The organism is Enterococcus songbeiensis (assembly GCF_005405265.1).
GTDB lineage: Bacteria > Bacillota > Bacilli > Lactobacillales > Enterococcaceae > Enterococcus_C > Enterococcus_C songbeiensis.
In genome coordinates, this window is sequence record NZ_BJDS01000007.1 from 121,478 (window position 1) to 141,722 (window position 20,245).

A 20,245-nucleotide genomic window follows, 5' to 3' on the forward strand; every position below is an offset into this window, starting at 1 on the left:
TAGGGGCGTTAGCATGGACAAACAAATCGAAAAAATCACAGAATTTGCAAAAATGCGTTTAGGGCAGGATCATACCGGACATGGATTTGATCATGCCCAACGTGTTGCAAGATTGGCTAGGAAAATCACAGAGGAGCAGTCTGGTGACCCGCTGATTATTCAAGGCGCTGCACTTTTACATGACACCATCGATGATAAAGTGGTGGCTGATTCGGCAAAAGCGTTGCAGGAGGTTGAGGCTTTTCTGCACTCTCTTACGCTGACGCAAGAACAAGTCACTGAAATCTTGTATATCATCACCCACTTATCTTTTTCTCGAGAGTTGGAAAAAGGAAAAGCCGTTTTATCGATAGAAGGACAAATCGTTCAAGATGCGGATCGGTTGGATGCATTGGGGGCACTGGGGATTATGCGCACTGCCTATTTTGGCGGTTCTCACGGTCATCCTATTTATGATCCTGAGATTAAACCGGAAAATTATCAAGATAAAGCGACCTATCGCAAAGGATCGACTGTTATCAATCATTTCTATGAAAAACTATTTCTTTTGGCTGATTCAATGAATACAAGATTAGGTAAAGAAGAAGCCATGCGACGAAAGAAATTCATGACAGATTTTTTGGCAGAATTTTATCAAGAATGGGCGGATTAATTGAAGAAAAAAGAGAATTTTTTTCCTCTTTGCTGTTTGTTTAATTATTTCTTAATGAAGAACCTCAATTATTTTATTTTTCTTGAAACTTCCCCTATAATCAAGCTATAGGAGAGGATTTAGGATGTTTTATCAGCAGGCGTTGAAGCCAAAAGAATTATTGAGTGTTTTGCCCCATGTCGGAGAGTGCTTTTTTGTGATCGAAGGTCAGCTCTCAGATCGTTTTTACAAAGCAGCGGTCTATAAGTATGAAAAAGAATTTTTTTTGCTGACGGATGATCGTCTATACTCACGAGCGGCTGTTATGAAGTCAGCCCATCAAGGGGACGAAAATCAAATTTTGCCTTACATTGAAGAAGCGATGGAAGACAATTTTTATTTTGTCGTAGATGAAGGGTTCGTTCTGCTGGATTTAGCAACACTGTCCAAATTGGCAGAAACTTCTGCTACTTTGGAGATACAATATTATGAATTTGTTGATTAGGAAGTGATAAAATGAAACGAACGGAATATATAAGCTTTAGCGATCGGAATTTTATTGATCTTTTACAAAATGTCGGTGATGAGTATGCTGCACTGGAATTGATTGATGAAAACAATGACGTGGATGCCATGGTAATTTCGCTTGCGGATTTTGATTATTTAATCAGTAAACTCGATGAGGAAGAAAAAGAGCAGTTTGTTTCAGAAACAACGGAAGCAGAGTAGTTCAAAAAGGCCGGAACAGCGCTTGTTCCAGCCTTTTTTCGACCCATTCATTTAGAGGATGACCCTTACTTGTGTTGTGTACCCTTTACTCGAAGATAGCCGCGATAAATATTAAGAACTACTAAAATAATGCCAAGAACAAGGGGAAATCCTAGTAAAACGATTGGATAACCAATTTGTGCTTCAAGATTTAGTTTTGAAATCGTTCGTAACTGATGGAACGCAAATTGGATTACTTGAAAGCTGAAAGCCGTTAGAAATCCGGCAATAATAAAAAGAGCAAATCCTAAATAGGGAATCCTTTTTTTTCTGCGAAAAAGGGCGATACCTAAATAGAGAAGGAGTAAAAAAACAGGGACACCTAAAGCAAAATATACATTTAACATCAAACCACCTCCTATTTCTATCATACTTCAAAGGAAAGATTTTGGGAAATAGAGGCGTTTGAGGAGTGAAAAAATCAGCAAAAAAATCCTATTAATTTTATCAAAGGAGGGAACCAATGTCTGCCTATATCGTACCAATTAAATGGGCAATCGTAATTTTTCCATTTTTAGCGTTATTCCTTTCTGCTTTTTTTCTTATTCATGAATACCGTAAATATGGAACTTTCGTATTATCCCGCGCAATTATCTTATATTCGTTTATTTTTTATCTCTTGTGTGCTTTTTTCCTGGTTATTCTGCCACTACCGCCGATCAGTGAGGTGGCACAGTATACCACTCCTACGGTAGAGTGGCATCTTGGTGCAAGCTTTGAACATTTTTTGCAGCAGACCGTTTTATCTCTCGGTGATCCCTCTACTTACTTGCCGGCGATGAAGCAAAATGTGTTTTTAGAACCAGTATTTAATATTTTACTGGTGGTGCCCTTTGGGGTTTATTTGCGGTATTACTTCAAATTTTCTTTGATCAAAACAATTCTACTAAGTTTCTTGTTATCTCTCTTCTTTGAGGTGACGCAATATACCGGATTATATTTTATTTATCCGCGGCCGTATCGATTGGCAGATGTGAACGATCTGCTTCACAATACGTTAGGTGGACTGATAGGTTTTGTCATTGAACCTTTGCTGACTTTTGTGCTGCCGAGTCGAAAAGAAATCGATCAGCTTGCGTATGCAAAGGGCAAAGAAGTAACCTTGTTCCGTCGATTGGTAGCATTTGCGCTGGATTGGGGATTTCTACGGATTCTTTCTTTAATAATTCTGATTATGTATCGTTGGTTTTCCAAGGACTATTCCATCAATTTCACCAATTCTTTAGGCTGGTATTTTGCTGAAGTCTTTCTTTATTTCGTCTGCTTTGCTTATCTTTGCAATGGACAAACTATCGGGAAAAAAATTGTTCGTATCCAAGTGGTGGAGGGAGACAAACGAATCCGTTTCAGTTCCTTGGTAAAACGTTACGGCATTTTGTACTTCTTTTACGGAGGAATCGGTCGTTTCACTGCCTTACTTGCTCCTTTTGTTCAAAGCAAAAATCATTTTTTGATGGTGATTTCTATTCTTATAACGCTGACCGGTGTCGCTTTACAGCTTGTCTTTCTGATTACGATTCTATGGTCATTTTTGAAAAAACGACGTCAATTATTTTATGAACGAAGCAGCCATACCTATACGATCAGTACGATTTCTACTAAAGAAAAATAGGTGAACGCTAAAAATTGTGCTATAATGCCCAAGGAATATCTAATGAAAGAAGGTGCTCAGATGAGTTTTGAAGAATTTAATTTCCAACCATTTATTATGACTGCATTAGCAGATAAAGGCTTTAGCGAGCCGACCGAAGTACAGAAAAAATTGATTCCCGTTATTCAAAAAGGACGGAGTGTCGTAGGACAGTCTCAAACAGGTAGTGGAAAGACCCATACCTTTTTGCTTCCACTTTTTGATTTGATTGATTCACGGGAGGAAGTTCAGGTGGTGATCACGGCACCAAGTCGTGAACTAGCCAGCCAGATTTATCAAGCAGCCAAACAGATTGCACAATTTTCTGATCCTGAAATTCGGGTCACAAATTTTGTTGGCGGTACAGATAAACAGCGACAATTAGATCGCTTGAAGCACCAACAACCACAAGTAGTGATTGGAACACCAGGAAGAATTTTAGACATGATGAATGAACAGGCGCTTTCTGTTCATACAGCAAAAGCATTTGTTGTCGATGAAGCAGACATGACATTAGACATGGGCTTTTTAGCTGAGGTAGATCAAATCGCCGGACGTTTGCCTGAAAAATTGCAAATGCTAGTATTTTCCGCAACAATTCCAGAAAAATTGCGTCCTTTTTTGAAAAAATACATGCAAAATCCGTTAATTGAAGAAATCAAGCCCAAAGCAGTCATTTCCGAAACGATTGATAATTGGTTGATTTCGACTAAAGGAAAAAATAAAAATCGATTGATCTATCAATTATTAACAGTGGGTCATCCATATATGGCGATTGTTTTTGCAAATACAAAACAGCGAGTAGATGAAATCACCGATTACTTAAAAGAAAAGGGACTGCGGGTAGCCAAAATTCACGGAGATGTTCCTCCAAGAGAACGGAAACGGGTTATGCGGCAAGTCCAAAATTTGGAATATCAATATGTAGTTGCGACTGATTTAGCCGCAAGAGGAATCGACATTGAAGGTGTTTCTCATGTAATTAATGCAGAAATTCCGGCTGATTTGGATTTCTTCATCCATCGAGTTGGAAGAACAGGACGAAACAATCTGCCTGGAACAGCTATTACGTTATACGACCCGGCTGATGAAAAAGCTATCAGCGATATTGAAGGAACCGGAGTCGTTTTTAAACCAAAAGAAATCAAGAATGATGAAATCGTTGACGGTTATGATCGAAATCGGCGACAAAAGCGGGAAAAATCTCGAGATGAGTTGGACCCAACGTTGATTGGTTTGGTGAAAAAGAAGAAGAAAAAAATCAAGCCCGGCTACAAGAAAAAAATTCAATGGGCAGTTGATAAAAGCAATAAACAGAAACGAAAAGTCGAACGCCGGCAGCAAGGTCGCGCCATTCGCAAAAATAAAAAAGATTCCAGTAAATAATTGAGTCGGAGTTTGCTCTTAAAAAGGAAGGTTCTCTTTAAGCTTTCCTTCTTGAGCGAACTCCGTTTTTTTGTTTAAAGCTTTTTTTCCATTGTCACACAAAGGATACCATCTTCAAAAAAAGGCGATGACACTCGCTGATACCCCAATTTTTTATAAAAAGATTCTGCACTTGTTTCTGCAGACAAGCGAGAAATGCTGCACCCTTCACTTTTTCCTCTGTTTTCACAAGCTCTAATCAGTTGGGTACCAATTCCTTGGTGACGAAACTCGTTGAGAATACAGAAACGATCCGGTTGCAGCTGTTTTCCTTTTCTTTGATAGCGAATCGTACCGGAAGGTTTTCCTTTTGTCATTGCGATGAAATAATTTCGATCGGATTGATCCAACTAATCGAACTCATCTATTGGTAAAATATTTTGCTCCAATACAAATACTGAATAGCGTAAATAAAAGGCTGTTGCTTGTAGCCAAGGGGTGTTACCGAAATGAATTTGGGTCATTGTTTTTCTCCTTTTCATGCTATACTTATTCTAACAAGAGATAGTAAGTTGGAAAAGAGGAGTCGTCATGGATTTTTTTGAATCGTTAGAATGGAGCAACTGGAAAAACCTGAGTGATGAAGTGAAGAATCAGATGTTTCGCCAAGTCTTGATGTATTTTGTCAGTCCTTTACGAAAAATCAACGAAGTAAAACTGGTTGATTTTGAATTGGCGGGAATCAAGTGCCGTACCTTTGAAATTTTAATTGATAATGAACATTTTGTTTTTGTACCGGGAAATCAAGAAGCAATCTTGGGTTGGGATTTAGGCATCCAAGGCTTACCAACGCCCGCATGGAATCACCCCCGTCCAGAGAAGCAATCTGAGAAAATGAATGCGCTTATTAAACGTTATCAGCTGGAAACCAGTGAGGATTGGCAAGCCTTCGTCAATCATTCAACCTCTGACCTTCGCAAAGCGGTGATTCCTCCCATGCTGGTTCAAAAGTTTCCTTTACCGGCTGGAACAACCTATTTAGGAAACCTAAATACAATCACGGGAGAATTTACCGGTGAGGTGGATCGATTTGAAAAAATGGAAGAAGCGATACGAGCCACATTTATTCCACCACAGTCATTTGAAGAAAGTTTGACCTGGTCTTTGCCAAAAACAGATTTAAAAAAAGATCACTATTATCTTGAACTTGGGGAAAATAGTGACGATTACTATGTATTTGAACATACCAGTTGTACCCAAGAACAATTACGCAAGCGGGTTCGCCGTAACGGCTTCGATTTATTGACAGAAGAGCAGTGGGAATATGCGGTAGGTGGCGGCACACGCCGACTATTTCGCTGGGGCAATGATCTGGATGCAGATGATTCTTATTGGGGCAATCAGGTGAAAAAACATATCAAGGGAGAAAATATGTTTGGCTTAGTTTTTTCTCCTCATCTGAATCGTTACGAGGTGACAGACGGGAACAAATTAAAAATGGAACAGTGGGAAAATTCCGGTATTCCTTTACTGGATTTGTTGCCTTTTGCCACGTATTACCGTTCTTCCCGTGAACTCACTGTTGAAGAAGAGATTTCTCCGACAGAATTTTTATATCGCAAAACGATTCTGATTAAAAAATAGGAAAGGAATCTTTGGCAAGCCGTTGACAATCATTTGGTGATGCCCTATACTTTTAAAAGAATAAGGACATGGTAACAAGTGTCACTCTTTACAGAAAGTTCTTCATTGCTGAGAGAAGAATAAGAAACGCTTTTATTGCTCCCTTATGCTTCTTGATAGAAATATCAACGCGTCTCTGCGTTAACGAGCTGAAGAGGTAATGATTCGACATCATTGCAATCAAGGTGGTACCGCGTGTTCACGTCCTTGGGTTGCAAGGATGTCTTTTTTTGTTTATATCTTCAATTAGAAAAAGAAAGAAGGAAATAAAATGAAAGAATTAACCAGTGTACAAGTTCGGCAGTTGTTTTTGGATTTCTTTAAATCAAAGGGACATACGATTGAACCAAGTGCTTCGCTTGTTCCTGTCAACGATCCTACTTTGCTATGGATCAACTCAGGTGTTGCAACCTTAAAAAAATATTTTGACGGTTCTGTCGTTCCGGAAAACCCTCGAATCACTAACGCACAAAAATCCATTCGAACCAATGATATTGAGAATGTTGGTAAAACTGCTCGCCATCATACGATGTTTGAAATGTTGGGGAATTTTTCAATTGGTGATTATTTTAAAGAAGAAGCTATTCATTGGGCATGGGAATTTTTAACAGATGACAAATGGATGGCATTTGATCCGGAGAAACTTTATGTGACGGTTTATCCTAAAGATACCGAAGCAAAACGGATTTGGCACGAAGAAGTTGGCCTGCCTTTAGCGCATATTGTTGAAATCGAAGACAATTTCTGGGATATCGGTGCTGGTCCAAGTGGTCCCGATACCGAAATCTTTTACGATCGTGGACCAGAATACAACGATGTCGCAGAAGATGATCCTGAAAACTATCCTGGTGGCGAAAACGAACGCTATTTAGAAATCTGGAACTTGGTCTTTTCTGAGTTTAATCATAAAGCGGACGATACTTATGAACCACTGCCACATAAAAACATTGATACGGGCATGGGACTTGAACGGATGGTTTCCATCGTTCAAAATGCACCAACGAATTTTGAAACTGATCTGTTTTTACCAATTATTCACGAAACTGAACGCTTAAGCGGAAAATTTAAGTACGGTGAAACGGCTCAAACCGATATTTCCTTTAAAGTGATCGCCGACCACATCCGAGCTTTATCTTTTGCCATCGGTGATGGAGCGTTGCCATCTAACGAAGGGCGTGGTTATGTTCTTCGCCGATTGTTACGTCGGGCGGTTATGCATGGAAAAAAACTGGGTATCGATGAGGCTTTCTTGTATAAATTAGTGCCGGTTGTCGGAAAAATTATGGAAAGCTACTACCCAGAAGTAGTGGCTCAACAAGCTTTTATTGAAAAAGTTGTTCGTAATGAAGAAGAACGTTTCCACGAAACCATCAATGAAGGACTGGAAATTTTGACTCAGCTTATTTCACAAGTCAAAAAACAAAAAGCAGATACTTTAGACGGTGCCGATATTTTTAAACTCTACGATACCTATGGCTTCCCAGTTGAATTAACGGAAGAAGTTGCTGAAGATGAAGGACTGAAAGTCGATCACGCCGGTTTTGAAAAAGAAATGCAGGCGCAGCGTGATCGAGCAAGAGCTGCCCGCAGTACCGAACATTCGATGGGTGTTCAGTCAGCACTATTGACAGATATCAAAGTAACCAGTCGCTTTGTCGGCTATGAACACCATGAAGCAGAAAGCGAACTGCTGGTGATTATTCAAGAAGAAAATCTGATTGACTCAATCTCTTCCGGTGAAGCACAACTTATTTTTGCGGAAACACCGTTTTATGCTGAAATGGGTGGACAGGTTGCAGACGAAGGAATCATTGCGGATGAAAACGGCAATTTAGTTGCCACGGTACATGACGTACAAAAGGCACCAAATGGTCAATTTTTACACAAAGTGACCGTTAACAGCCCACTTGCAGAAGGCCAACGCTATTTCTTGCAAGTCAATGTTGCCCGTCGCAATCGAATCATCAAAAATCATACAGCGACTCATTTACTGCACAAAGCGTTAAAAGAAGTATTGGGCAATCACGCCAATCAAGCAGGTTCCTTGGTAGCACCGGGTCATTTACGTTTTGATTTTACTCATTTTGGACAAGTTACTGCCGAAGAATTGCAAGAAATGGAAGCAATTGTCAACCAAAAAATCTGGGAAGCACTGCCAGTTGTAACGATTGAAACTGATATCGATACAGCTAAAGGCATGGGCGCTATGGCTCTTTTTGGTGAAAAATACGGTCATGACGTTCGGGTAGTTAACGTTGCGGACTGGTCTATTGAACTTTGCGGTGGTACTCACGTGGCAAACACGGAAGATATCGGCATTTTCAAAATCGTTTCTGAGTCAGGAATCGGTGCTGGTGTCCGTCGGATCGAAGCTGTGACCAGCAAAGAAGCCTTTGAATTGTTGCATAGTGAAGAACAACAGCTAAAAGAAATCGCTGCTATTGTGAAATCACCGCAAATCAAAGAAGTTGTTTCGAAAACAGAACAACTGCAACAACAATTGCGGGAACTGCAAAAAGAAAACGAAGCACTGGCAAGCAAATTAGCCAATCAGCAAGCCGCAGATATTTTCCAAGACGTAAAAGAAAGCAATGGTATCACATATATAGCTGCACAGGTCAAGGTTAAAGACATGAACCAATTGCGGCAATTAGCAGATCAATGGAAACAAAAGGCAACTTCAGAGGTACTTGTTTTAGCAACAGCCAATGAAGGAAAAGTCAGTCTTTTGGCGGCAATGAGTGCAAGTGCCAATCAAAAAGGATTGAAGGCTGGCGACTTGATCAAAGCCATTGCACCGAAAGTTGGCGGTGGCGGCGGCGGTCGTCCGGATATGGCCCAAGCTGGCGGGAAAAATCCAGAGGGTATTGCGGAGGCATTAGCTGAAGTTCAACACTGGCTGGCAAATTAATTGATTATTTGGGACAGTAAATCCAGCAGAAGCGACACGTCTTTCGAAGACAGCGACTGTTAGGATTGCTGTCCTAATTTTTGTCAATAAAACGGATCTTTATATAATTTTTAGAGCTGCGACTTGTCGGTTCACCAGCCAAAAGTGTACAATAAGAAGAAGTCTTTAAATCAGTTAGAAGGAACAGCTATGTTAAATTTACTCTTACACCTCATTGAAAAAAAATCATCTGACAAAAAGTTACGGAAAAATTATGGTGTTTTATCCGGCAGTCTTGGCTTGGCTTCAAATCTGCTTTTATTTTTGATGAAATTTTTTATCGGGCTTTCTGCTCGTAGTGTTTCAATTATGGCAGATGCCATCAACAATTTGTCCGATGCAGCTTCCTCTGTTGTAACTTTATTCGGTTTTCAAGTGGCTGCTAAACCAGCGGACAGTGAACATCCCTATGGTCATGAACGGTTTGAATATATCAGCGGCTTTGTGATCTCGATCATCATTACAGTTGTTGGATTTCAATTTTTAACAAGTGCGATCAAAAAAATCATCCAACCGGTCCATCTTAATCTCTCTCCATGGCTTTTTTTGGTGTTGCTGATTTCGATCTTAATCAAGTTTTGGCAAAGTCGAATGTACCTTAAAATCAGTGACAAAATTCAATCGACAACCTTGAAGGCGACTTCTCAAGACAGTTTAAATGATGTAATTACCACGGTAGCGGTTTTAGTTTCGGCGGGGGTTGAAGGGCTGACTGGTTGGCGTGTAGATGGATATGTGGGTCTGTTGATTGCGCTGTATATTTTGTACAGCGGGTTGTCGATGGTTAGGGAATTTGTCAATGAACTAATGGGCAATCGTCCCACAGATAATGAAATCAAAGAAATGGAGCGGCGATTGGATAATTATCAGACGATTTTAGGCTATCATGATCTGTTGGTTCACAGCTACGGTCCTGAGAAACGCTTTGCCTCTGTCCATATCGAAGTAGATGAAACTTGGAGTTTAAACCATGCCCATGATATTATCGACGCAATTGAAAAAGACTTTTGGACGCATTTACATGTAGCATTGGTGTGTCATTTAGATCCAGTGGCGATTCATGATGAAGAATACCAAAGTAATTTACTGATCTTAAAAGAATTGCTGTTTCGCATTGATCCTGATTTGCGGGTCCATGATTTTCGCATTGAAGCCGGTACACTGTCCTTTGATGTTGTTGTTCCTCAAAAAATCAGTCTTTCTGATGACGAGATTCGTGAAACGTTGGAGAAAACAATCAATCATTCCATTGGGAAATTCAAATTAGATATCACGTTTGATCACAATTATCTTTTATAAATGAAAAGTAGGAGAAAAAAATGACTATTGAAATGGATATGTCCATCATTAATTGGGTGATTGCCGGGCTGTTGCTTGTCAATACGTTAGGGGCTATTGTTACGGTTTTTCGCAAACCGAGATCGATTACCAGTGTCTTAGCATGGTTGCTGACGTTGGTCTTTTTTCCAGTCATCGGCTTTTTGGTCTATTTATTTTGCGGACGAGGAATTGACGGAGAAACGGTGTATCGATTTAATCAAGAACATCGGAGCCGAATCAAGGAAATCAATCAATTGATTCATCAAAACAATAAAAAATACCATCGTACCGTTAAAACTTCGGGTTCTGAATTATTGGAACGGTATTTACGCAACGTGGAGGAGTCCCCTCTGGCGAAGGGGAACGATTTGTCGTTTTACACCGATGGGAAAGAAAAATTTGCAGCATTATTTGCGGATATTAAGCAGGCGAAAGACAATGTGCATGTTGAATATTATGCTTTTTTTGATGACCAGATTGGAAATGACTTTTTAAATTTATTAGTGGAAAAAGCGAAAGAAGGGGTAGAAGTTCGGGTAATCTTCGATCCGTGGGGAGCAAAAGGTTCAAGTCCAAAATTCTTTGATCCTTTAGTAGCCGCCGGAGGAAAAGTGACACCTTTTATTACCTCCCGGGATTTAATTCGAAAGACCCGCTTAAATTATCACCTGCATCGAAAAATTGTGGTAATTGATGGTAGGATTGCTTGGACAGGAGGTTTTAATGTTGGTGACCAATATTTAAGTCGCAGTGAAAAATTCGGTTACTGGCGGGATACTCATGGCAGAATCGTGGGAACAGCCAGTTTTAGCTTACAGGAAATTTTTATTAAGGACTGGAATGCCTCGGTTCAAGAGGATGACGATCAATTAGAATATGAAGATCGTTATTTCGTATTGCCGGAAACAGAAGGTAATGTCAGCATGCAAATCGTGTCGGATGGCCCGGAAACGGAAGAGGAAATTCTAAAAAGCGGCTTTGTAAAAATGATCCTTGCAGCAGAAGAAAAAATTTGGATTCAAACACCTTATCTGATTCCCGATGATACGATGATCAACGCGCTTTTAGTGGCGGTTCGTTCAGGAGTAGATGTTCGTATTATGATTCCTGATATGCCAGACCATGCCTTTATCTTCCGAGCAACACAGCACTATGCCAACTATCTCCACAAGCGAGGGGTAAAAATTTATTCCTACAATAATGGCTTTTTACATGCAAAAACGATTCTCATGGATGATTTGATTTCTTCTTTTGGCTCCACCAATCAAGATATTCGCAGCTATTCGCTTAATTTTGAAGTCAGCGCCTTTGTGTATGACGAAGAAATAACCAAGCAAATGCAGGAAATCTTTGAAAAAGATCGGATGAACTGTACCCTTTTGACAGATGAAATCATTGAAAATCAGTCCTGGTGGCTGCGATTTAAACAAAATTTTTCCCGATTATTGTCGCCGATTTTGTAATTTTACAGCCTTTTGCAATCCTTGCCGGGCAAGACGGTCGGCACCTTTGTTTTGATTTTCCGGAATCCATTGTAAAATCAGCAAAGAAAATTTCGGCAATTGTTGCTGAATCTGTTCAAAAATCGGCTGAAAAGCAGGATTTCCGGTATAATTTTTATCTACAGTCTGAACAAGAACCTTACTGTCGGAGTAGACCATAATCGTTTGATCCTGCCATTGCTTTTCAAGCAGCAACTGCAACAATTCCAGAAAAATCGTGAATTCTGCCTGATGATTGGTTAAAATTGGTAATGGTAGGGCATGTTGCTGATGCAATTCTGTACCCACCAATAAGATTCCGCCGCCGCTCAATCCAGGATCACCTTTTGTTGCGGCATCGATATACGCTTTGATCATTTGACCACCTTTTCTTGTTTTGTGTTAGAATAAATAGTGTAAGTTGATTGAAAGGAATTGTAAATGAAAGCAAAAAAATACCATTGGCAACCAGAATTATCCATTTCAATTATTTATTGGTCAGTTACACTGATGATTCTTTTTTATAGTTTAACACTTTCGCTAGAAAATACACGTCCTTATTGGAAAAGCAATCTGGTGTTGCTATTTTTCTTTTTTATGGCGATTATCGGTTTTTTGCGCTGGTTCTTTGTTAAAGAGACCTATCTGTTAGTTTATTATTCCCGTTTTTGGAAGCGAGACAGATTTTATTACCAAGGTATTCAGAAAATTTGTTCACTGCCAAACGGAATAGAACTGACCTATAAGAATAAAACTCATCATTTTTTGATGAGAAAAAAAACGCGAGACAATCTGCTGAAAGAACTTGAAAAACATGTCTCAGCGGATCTTTTTTCACAGCAGTCTGCTCCATCCGAGGATTAATTCCTTCTTTGACCCGCTTGTCATCAGTGACGAGCGGGATTTTTTGATAAAATACATAAATTTCTGCTGTATTTTTATTTATTTTTCGTTATAATGGTAAATAACTGAACAAATAGTAGTGATAAAATGAAAATAGTTCGTAAAAAAGGGGTTCCTTCATGAAAATAGATATTGAGATCGCACAAGCAGCAGCCTTACAGCCAATCAGAAAAATCGCTGAAAAAATTGGCTTGACAGAAGATGATTTGGAGTTATACGGCAAATACAAAGCAAAAATCGATTGGCCGGCTATTCAACGCTTAGAACAACAACCGGAAGGAAAACTGATTCTAGTCACTTCCATCAATCCAACCGCAGCCGGTGAAGGGAAATCTACCGTAACAATCGGTTTAGCAGATGCCTTAAATAAATTGAATAAAAAAACCGTGATTGCCTTGCGGGAACCTTCTCTTGGCCCTGTAATGGGAATTAAAGGCGGAGCGACCGGTGGCGGACAGGCGCAAGTATTACCGATGGAAGACATCAATCTTCATTTTACCGGCGATATGCACGCTATCACGACTGCAAACAATGCATTAGCGGCGTTGATCGACAATCATATCCAACAGGGAAATGAATTGGGGCTCGATGCCCGGCGAGTGATCTGGAAACGGGTAGTAGATTTGAATGACCGTGCCTTGCGCCAGGTCATTGTAGGTCTGGGTGGTCCAATTCAAGGGGTTCCTCGAGAAGATGGTTTTGATATCACCGTTGCCAGTGAGATCATGGCGATTTTATGCTTAGCAACTGATTTGCAAAACTTAAAACACCGATTAAGTAAAATCGTGATTGGTTATACTTTTGAAAAAAAACCGGTTTTTGTATCCGACTTAAATGTTGAGGGAGCTTTAACTTTATTACTGAAGGATGCACTAAAACCTAATCTGGTTCAAACCATCGAGGGAACCCCGGCATTTGTCCATGGCGGTCCTTTTGCAAATATCGCTCACGGGTGTAACAGCGTGATGGCGACAAAACTTGCGTTGCGGTTGGGGGAATACACCGTTACTGAAGCAGGCTTTGGGGCAGATTTAGGGGCAGAGAAATTTTTAGACATCAAAGTTCCTAATTTAAAAAAGGCACCTGATGCGATTGTCGTCGTTGCCACTATTCGTGCATTGAAGCTTCATGGTGGTATTGCGAAGGATGAGTTACAACAAGAAAATGTCGAAGCGGTTGACCGTGGATTTGTTAATTTAGAGCGACATATTAAAAATATGCAACGCTATGGTATTCCAGTTGTTGTTGCGATCAATGAGTTCCTTACGGATACCGATGCCGAAATGACATTGATCGAAGAAGCTTGTGAAAAATTAGGTGTTACAGTTAAGCGAACCGCAGTTTGGGAAAAAGGCGGTGCGGGTGGCACAGAACTTGCAGAGGCAGTGATTGCCGGGATTGCTGTACAACCAACCGATTTTCAGCCTTTGTATGGTAATCAACTATCCCTTGAGGAAAAAGCCCGCAAGATTGTTACTGAGATTTATGGTGGGTCAGATGTTCAATTCACACCTAAAGCAAGGAAACAGCTGCTTGAATTCACAAAGGAAGGATGGGACAAACTACCACTTTGTATGGCGAAAACGCAGTACTCATTTTCTGATGATCCTACGAAATTGGGTGCACCAGTGGACTTCACCTTGACGATTCGGGAATTCATTCCTAAACTAGGTGCAGGTTTCATTGTTGCTCTGACGGGCAACGTTATGACCATGCCGGGCTTGCCGAAAAAACCAGCCGCCTTGAATATGGACGTTGATGAAGACGGACACGCAATTGGATTGTTCTAAAGAATAAATGGATAGTAAAGATAAAAAATCTGGACTTAATTGACCAGATTTTTTTCTGTTGTTTTGGGACTTTCGCAGACTTTTTGCTTTTTTTGCTTGTCTCTACTAAACTAAGAGTAGTAGTAATAAAATGAACAAAATGCAGGCATTTAGAGAACAAGGATTGATTTTTCTATTGTAATTTTTCCGTATGTACCGGATAATAAGGAGGTTCAGCATGAAAGTTCGTGTCACTCGAAAAACTGGATTTTATGGAATGGGCAGTCCGTTGAAAGTTCTTTTGAATAAAAATGCTTTTTTTATCAATCATGATCAAACCAAAGAACAAGATATTCCGACAGCCAGCTGTTCAATCCAAGTTTCTTTTTATCTCCTGAAAAGCAAAGTGTATCATTTTCATTCTCAAAAAGAGGTATTGGACCTAATTATCGAAATGAATCCTCAGATGGTGCAGATTTATCTTGCGTTTTTTATTCTGATGCTGTTTTTACCGTTGATGTTTAGAAGTCTGATCCTAAGTTTGATTTTAATCCTTTTCTTTTTTCTCTTTTTATGGCGTTTTCTGCAAAAAGCCTACGTGATAAAAGAAGTTCGTAACAATAGTATAGGTGAGGAGAATAAAAATGGCCAAACAAGCTGATGCGTTTTTAATAAGTTTTAATCGAATTGAAAAGTGGTTGCGAGATATTTTAGGCAATCCCCGAAATATGGGATTTAGCGAAATGGTGCGCCGTTTATCCAAGCAGCGAAATTTGCCAGTGGGCAATCATGCAGAAGATCTTTTGCAGATGGCTCAGCTTAGAAACGCCATCGTTCATGATCGAATTGACGAAGATTTTATCATTGCTGAACCGAATCAATGGGCAGTTGATAAAATCAAACAAATCGAACAGGAACTGTTGCAACCGGAAAAAGTTTTGCCTCGTTTCAGGAAAAATGTGACTGGATTTGAGATTTCAATGCCCATTACAGATATTTTAGCGACTATTGCGGAGGAGAAATATTCCCAGTTTCCTTTATATACGAAGGGGCGTTTTGAAGGCTTGATTACTTTACGGGCGTTGGGTTACTGGTTTGCCCGAGAAAGCTTGAAGGGGGAAATCAAATTAAATGGGAGAACTGCTCGTGATTTGATTATTTCTGACGGCAAAAAAACGAACTACCGGTTTGTTTCCGCCGAAACAACGGTTGCTGAAATCGAGACATTGTTTCATGGTGACGGACTAATTGAAGCTATTTTAATTACCAAAGATGGGGATCCGAATGGCAACCTTTTAGGTATCATTCGACCTCGTGATTTATAGACCCCTTTAGAAAAGAGTTGAATTTTTTGTTAATCATTTATTTACTTACCTGTTTGTTGATTCTGATTCTGGATCAAATTGTCAAGTGGTGGACGGTGGCGAATTTTGCGCTGGGTGAAAGTCAAACCGTCATTCCAAATATTTTTTCTTTAACTCATATTCGTAATACTGGTGCGGCTTGGAGCATGATGGAAGGGCAAATTGTTTTTTTTGCTGTCGTAACCATCATTGCTGTCAGCGTATGTGGCTATCTGTTAGTTAAAAATCGTCACGGCAACAAATTTTTTACCTTTGGGCTGACCTTGATTATTGCTGGTGCATTAGGCAATTTTATTGATCGGGTTCGTTTAGGTTACGTTGTCGATATGTTCCAAACCGATTTTATCAATTTCCCGATTTTCAATGTTGCGGATATGTCGCTAGTTATCGGAGTAATCATGATTTTCATCTATAGCATTTGGGATGAAAAAACGAAGGAGAAATCCCATGCCTAAACAAATTAGCGTCACGATTCAAGAGGAAAAAGGGCGTTTGGACAAGATTTTGGCTGAACGCTTGCCAGATTATAGTCGTTCCCAAATCCAACAATGGCTGAAAAGTCAGGCAGTTTCATTAGAGGGTGTACCAGTCAAAGCCAATGCAAAAGTCAAAGCGGGTGAAAAATACCTCATTACGATTCCCGATCCAGAGACCTTGGATCTGATTCCTGAAAATTTGCATCTTGACATCGTTTATCAGGACGAGGATGTTGCAGTAGTAAATAAGCCTCAAGGAATGGTGGTGCATCCAGCAGCAGGGCATTCCCATGGCACGTTGGTAAATGGACTGCTTTATCAGTTAAAAGATCTTTCAACCATCAATGACGTTGTTCGTCCAGGAATCGTCCATCGAATCGATAAAGATACTTCCGGTTTGTTGATGATTGCAAAAAATGATTTTGCACATGAAGCGCTTGCTAAACAATTAAAAGAAAAAACTTCTTTGCGCAAGTATGTCGCATTAGTTCATGGTGTGATTTCACATGAAAAAGGCACGATTGAAGCACCTATTGGCCGTTCAAAAGTTGATCGTAAAACACAGGCGGTCACGGAAGAGGGAAAACCGGCAACTACTCACTTCACTGTTTTGGAACGATTTGAAGGCTTCACTTTGGTGGAATTACAATTGGAGACGGGGAGAACTCATCAAATTCGAGTTCATATGCAATATATTGGCTATCCAGTTGCTGGGGACCCTATCTATGGCCCTCGTAAAACATTGAAGGGCAATGGACAATTTCTCCATGCAAAATTGTTAGGCTTTACTCACCCTAGAACCGGTGAAAAAATGGTTTTTGAAGCACCTCTACCAGAGATTTTTGAAAAAACTTTAAAAAAATTACGAGAAGGCATTGCTTTTTCATAACAAAAAGTGTATCGTTGTCTTAACAAAAAATTTAATAGTTATCCTTTAATGTAGTCCTGTGAGGCTAGGAAGGAGATGAGTGAGACGTGTGAGTAGTGCGCTACTGTCACACCTTGCTGGATGACATCCGTATACCCTTGGAGACAGAATAATCTGCCTAAGGACATACAGTGGTTGCTCTGAAAACATACCTCCTACCTGATAAACGGGTAGGAGTTTTTTTGTGTCAAAAATTAGGAGGGAATAAATATGTCAAGAAAAGAAGTCGTGGATGCAGTTACTATGAAACGGGCGTTGACTCGAATCACCTACGAAATTATCGAAAGAAACCATGGAATCGAGGATTTGGTGCTAGTAGGAATCAAAACGCGGGGCATTTATCTTGCACAACGAATTGCAGAACGTTTGAAACAATTAGAAGAAATCGAGGTACCGGTTGGAGAATTAGATATTACCCTTTACCGGGATGATCATAAAATAACAAATGAAGATCCAGAAGTCCATTCTTCATCGATTCCCATTGCATTAGAAGGCAAGGAAGTCATTGTTATCGACGATGTATTATTTACCGGTCGAACAATTCGTGCAGCACTGGACGCAATCATGGATTTTGGCCGTCCACGAAAAATTTCATTGGCGGTGCTGGTTGACCGAGGACACCGGGAACTGCCGATCCGTGCTGATTATGTCGGAAAAAACATTCCTACGTCATTGACTGAGGAAATCATCGTTGAAATGGAAGAAGTAGATGGACAAGACCGAATTTTAATTAATAAAGAAAACGACTAGGAGATGATTTGATTGGCAAAAGAATTTCGCAATGAAGATGCTGTACTGGATATTCATGATAAACCAAAGCCGCTTCACTGGGTGGGGCTCAGCCTGCAACATTTATTCACGATGTTTGGCGCAACAGTTTTAGTACCTATTCTAGTGGGTATCGATCCGGGAATTGCACTTGTCAGCTCTGGACTTGGAACCTTGGTCTATCTCACAACAACAAAAGGAAAAATTCCCGCTTACTTAGGAAGCAGTTTCGCTTTTATCGCTGCAATGCAGCTTTTAATGAAATCAGATGGCTATCCGGCAATCGCGCAAGGAGCCATCACCACGGGGCTGGTTTATCTCCTTGTTTCTCTGATTGTTAGAAAAATCGGTTCTGCTTGGTTGGATAGAATCCTACCGCCAATCGTCGTTGGACCGGTAGTCATGGTAATTGGGTTGGGACTAGCAGCAAATGCCGCCAACAATGCCATGTACAATGGCGATCACTATGATTTCAAATATGTTTTAGTCGCTTTAATGACACTGGGATTAACAATATTCTTCAACATGTGGCTAAAAGGATTCTTGGGATTGATTCCGATTCTTCTGGGCATCGTCAGCGGCTATTTGATCGCATTGCTGGTTGGAATCGTTGATACACAACCAATTATTGACGCTCCTTGGTTTGCCATGCCAAACTTCGAAGTTCCTTTTCTACAGTACACACCAAAGCTTCATATCAATGCAATCACGACGATGGCACCCATTGCCTTCGTTACTATGACGGAACACATTGGTCATTTAATGGTTTTAAATAAATTGACTAAGCGAAACTTTTTCGAAGAACCGGGCTTGCATAAGACCTTGATGGGGGACGGCTTGGCTCAAATCGTAGCCGGTTTCGTCGGTGGACCTCCGGTAACCAGTTACGGCGAAAATATCGGTGTGCTGGCAATTACACGGGTACACAGCGTTTTCGTTATCGGGGGAGCCGCGGCTTTTGCGGTTGTCTTGGGATTTGTCGGTAAACTTAGTGCCTTGATCCTGAGCGTTCCTGGTCCAGTTATTGCAGGTATCAGCTTTATCCTCTTCGGGGTTATTGCAGCAAGCGGATTGAAAATACTGATTGAAAATAAAATCAACTTTGATAAAAAGAAAAATCTTTTAATTGCTTCGGTGATCTTGGTCATCGGTATCGGCGGATTGATCTTCGAATTTGGAACCTTCACACTTTCAGCAATGGCTTTAGCAACTGTCTTAGGCATCATCTTAAATCTGATCTTACCGGAAACATCCAGAAGCGAACAGGAGGAAGTAGAACATGATCATTCAGTCAGAGAGAATCAGTTTGAAACATCTATTAACCGTTGAGGCATTGACCGATCAGGAAGTTATGGGATTGATCCGACGCGGGCAAGAATTTAAAGCCGGTGCAAAATGGACACCAGAAAAGCAGCAGTATTTTGCGACAAACCTATTTTTTGAAAATAGCACTCGGACTCATAAAAGTTTTGATGTAGCAGAAAAAAAATTAGGGCTGGAAGTCATTGAATTTGAAGCATCTACCAGTTCAGTTCAAAAGGGCGAAACGCTTTATGACACCGTTTTGACGATGTCGGCTTTGGGAGTAGATGTGGCTGTCATTCGTCATGGAGATGAGAATTACTACGATGAATTGATCCAAAGTAAAACCATCCAATGTTCGATTATCAACGGTGGAGATGGCAGTGGCCAACATCCAACGCAATGCTTACTAGATTTGATGACAATTTACGAAGAGTTCGGTCATTTTGATGGACTAAAAGTAGCCATCGTAGGAGACATCACCCATTCTCGTGTAGCAAAATCAAATATGCAGATGTTGAAACGTTTAGGCGCGAAAGTCTTTTTCTCCGGACCAGAGGAATGGTACGACCCTGAATTTGAAGTTTACGGTCATTTTCTCCCTCTTGACGAACTTGTTTCTGAAGTGGACGTTATGATGATGCTACGGGTACAGCATGAACGCCACGGAGAAGAAGAAAGTTTTTCAAAAGAAGAGTATCACGAAGCTTATGGTTTAACCATAGAACGGGCGAAAAAAATGCGTCCAAAAGCAATCATCATGCACCCGGCACCAGTGAATCGAGATGTCGAGTTAGCAGATTCCTTAGTGGAAGGACTGCAATCACGAATTATTGAACAAATGACAAACGGTGTTTTTGTCCGAATGGCGATATTAGAAGCTGTTCTAGCAGGAAAAGCCTAAAAA

At 40.3% G+C, this 20,245-nt stretch carries 21 protein-coding genes; 18 read left to right on the top strand and 3 right to left on the bottom strand.

What is annotated here, in order from left to right:
* Positions 1-13 precede the first annotated feature (13 nt).
* The 3 genes from FFM66_RS04915 (at position 14) to FFM66_RS04925 (ending at position 1,360) form a co-directional block, all read left to right on the top strand.
* Positions 14-652: an HD domain-containing protein gene (locus tag FFM66_RS04915; RefSeq protein WP_137605179.1), complete on the top strand. Its 639-nt coding sequence runs from the start codon at positions 14-16 to the stop codon at positions 650-652.
* 124 nt (positions 653-776) lie between these two features.
* The gene (locus tag FFM66_RS04920) at positions 777-1,136 is read left to right on the top strand and encodes a hypothetical protein (protein ID WP_137605180.1); all 360 of its coding nucleotides are present in this window, start codon (positions 777-779) and stop codon (positions 1,134-1,136) included.
* Positions 1,137-1,147: 11 nt separating this feature from the next.
* Positions 1,148-1,360, top strand: coding sequence for a hypothetical protein (locus FFM66_RS04925; protein ID WP_048605215.1), 213 nt, complete (start codon positions 1,148-1,150; stop codon positions 1,358-1,360).
* Between the two features lie 65 nt (positions 1,361-1,425).
* On the opposite strand, the gene FFM66_RS04930 is transcribed toward FFM66_RS04925, so the two are convergent.
* Positions 1,426-1,746 carry a hypothetical protein gene (locus FFM66_RS04930; protein WP_137605181.1) on the bottom strand — a complete coding sequence of 107 codons (321 nt, stop codon included), beginning with the start codon at positions 1,744-1,746 and terminating at the stop codon, positions 1,426-1,428.
* 116 nt (positions 1,747-1,862) lie between these two features.
* Between FFM66_RS04930 and FFM66_RS04935 the strand changes: the two genes are divergently transcribed.
* Complete coding sequence (locus tag FFM66_RS04935; RefSeq protein WP_137605182.1) at positions 1,863-3,011, top strand: VanZ family protein; 1,149 nt, start codon at positions 1,863-1,865, stop codon at positions 3,009-3,011.
* Between the two features lie 60 nt (positions 3,012-3,071).
* The gene (locus FFM66_RS04940) at positions 3,072-4,415 is read left to right on the top strand and encodes a DEAD/DEAH box helicase (RefSeq protein ID WP_048605353.1); all 1,344 of its coding nucleotides are present in this window, start codon (positions 3,072-3,074) and stop codon (positions 4,413-4,415) included.
* A 74-nt stretch (positions 4,416-4,489) separates the two neighbouring features.
* Here the strand turns inward: FFM66_RS04940 and FFM66_RS04945 are convergent, their stop codons facing one another.
* The gene (locus tag FFM66_RS04945; RefSeq protein WP_307723025.1) at positions 4,490-4,804 is read right to left on the bottom strand and encodes a GNAT family N-acetyltransferase; all 315 of its coding nucleotides are present in this window, start codon (positions 4,802-4,804) and stop codon (positions 4,490-4,492) included.
* A gap of 181 nt (positions 4,805-4,985) precedes the next feature.
* On the opposite strand from FFM66_RS04945, the gene FFM66_RS04950 reads away from it, so the two are divergent.
* The 4 genes from FFM66_RS04950 (at position 4,986) to cls (ending at position 11,810) form a co-directional block, all read left to right on the top strand.
* Entirely contained in the window at positions 4,986-6,038 is a 1,053-nt protein-coding gene (locus FFM66_RS04950; RefSeq protein ID WP_048605219.1) for a DUF7278 family profilin-like fold-containing protein, read from the top strand.
* 310 nt (positions 6,039-6,348) lie between these two features.
* Entirely contained in the window at positions 6,349-8,988 is a 2,640-nt protein-coding gene (alaS, locus tag FFM66_RS04955) for an alanine--tRNA ligase (RefSeq protein ID WP_137605183.1), read from the top strand.
* A 189-nt stretch (positions 8,989-9,177) separates the two neighbouring features.
* Positions 9,178-10,326 (top strand): cation diffusion facilitator family transporter, encoded by a 1,149-nt coding sequence (locus FFM66_RS04960; RefSeq protein ID WP_137605184.1) that lies wholly within the window; start codon positions 9,178-9,180, stop codon positions 10,324-10,326.
* 20 nt (positions 10,327-10,346) lie between these two features.
* On the top strand, positions 10,347-11,810 hold the full coding sequence (gene cls, locus FFM66_RS04965; protein WP_048605222.1) for a cardiolipin synthase: 1,464 nt from the start codon (positions 10,347-10,349) through the stop codon (positions 11,808-11,810).
* Here cls and FFM66_RS04970 read toward each other — a convergent pair.
* On the bottom strand, positions 11,790-12,206 hold the full coding sequence (locus FFM66_RS04970; RefSeq protein WP_048605223.1) for a ribonuclease HI family protein: 417 nt from the start codon (positions 12,204-12,206) through the stop codon (positions 11,790-11,792). The genes cls and FFM66_RS04970 overlap by 21 nt on opposite strands.
* Before the next feature lie 63 nt (positions 12,207-12,269).
* Between FFM66_RS04970 and FFM66_RS04975 the strand changes: the two genes are divergently transcribed.
* From FFM66_RS04975 to FFM66_RS05015, 9 genes are all read left to right on the top strand, one after another.
* Positions 12,270-12,692, top strand: a complete 423-nt coding sequence (locus FFM66_RS04975; RefSeq protein WP_137605185.1) for an EbsA family protein — start codon at positions 12,270-12,272, stop codon at positions 12,690-12,692.
* A 158-nt stretch (positions 12,693-12,850) separates the two neighbouring features.
* The gene (locus FFM66_RS04980; protein ID WP_137605186.1) at positions 12,851-14,521 is read left to right on the top strand and encodes a formate--tetrahydrofolate ligase; all 1,671 of its coding nucleotides are present in this window, start codon (positions 12,851-12,853) and stop codon (positions 14,519-14,521) included.
* 217 nt (positions 14,522-14,738) lie between these two features.
* Entirely contained in the window at positions 14,739-15,161 is a 423-nt protein-coding gene (locus tag FFM66_RS04985) for a hypothetical protein (protein WP_137605187.1), read from the top strand.
* Positions 15,145-15,825, top strand: a complete 681-nt coding sequence (locus FFM66_RS04990) for a CBS domain-containing protein (RefSeq protein WP_048605227.1) — start codon at positions 15,145-15,147, stop codon at positions 15,823-15,825. The genes FFM66_RS04985 and FFM66_RS04990 overlap by 17 nt, the downstream gene beginning before the upstream one ends.
* A 26-nt stretch (positions 15,826-15,851) precedes the next feature.
* Positions 15,852-16,319 carry a signal peptidase II gene (gene lspA, locus FFM66_RS04995; RefSeq protein WP_048605228.1) on the top strand — a complete coding sequence of 156 codons (468 nt, stop codon included), beginning with the start codon at positions 15,852-15,854 and terminating at the stop codon, positions 16,317-16,319.
* Positions 16,312-17,229: an RluA family pseudouridine synthase gene (locus FFM66_RS05000; protein WP_048605229.1), complete on the top strand. Its 918-nt coding sequence runs from the start codon at positions 16,312-16,314 to the stop codon at positions 17,227-17,229. Before lspA ends, FFM66_RS05000 begins: the two co-directional genes overlap by 8 nt.
* A 249-nt stretch (positions 17,230-17,478) precedes the next feature.
* On the top strand, positions 17,479-18,018 hold the full coding sequence (gene pyrR / locus FFM66_RS05005; RefSeq protein ID WP_048605230.1) for a bifunctional pyr operon transcriptional regulator/uracil phosphoribosyltransferase PyrR: 540 nt from the start codon (positions 17,479-17,481) through the stop codon (positions 18,016-18,018).
* Between the two features lie 12 nt (positions 18,019-18,030).
* Positions 18,031-19,365, top strand: a complete 1,335-nt coding sequence (gene uraA, locus FFM66_RS05010) for a uracil permease (RefSeq protein ID WP_137605188.1) — start codon at positions 18,031-18,033, stop codon at positions 19,363-19,365.
* Positions 19,316-20,242, top strand: coding sequence for an aspartate carbamoyltransferase catalytic subunit (locus FFM66_RS05015; protein WP_048605232.1), 927 nt, complete (start codon positions 19,316-19,318; stop codon positions 20,240-20,242). The genes uraA and FFM66_RS05015 overlap by 50 nt, the downstream gene beginning before the upstream one ends.
* The last annotated feature ends 3 nt before the right edge of the window (positions 20,243-20,245 follow it).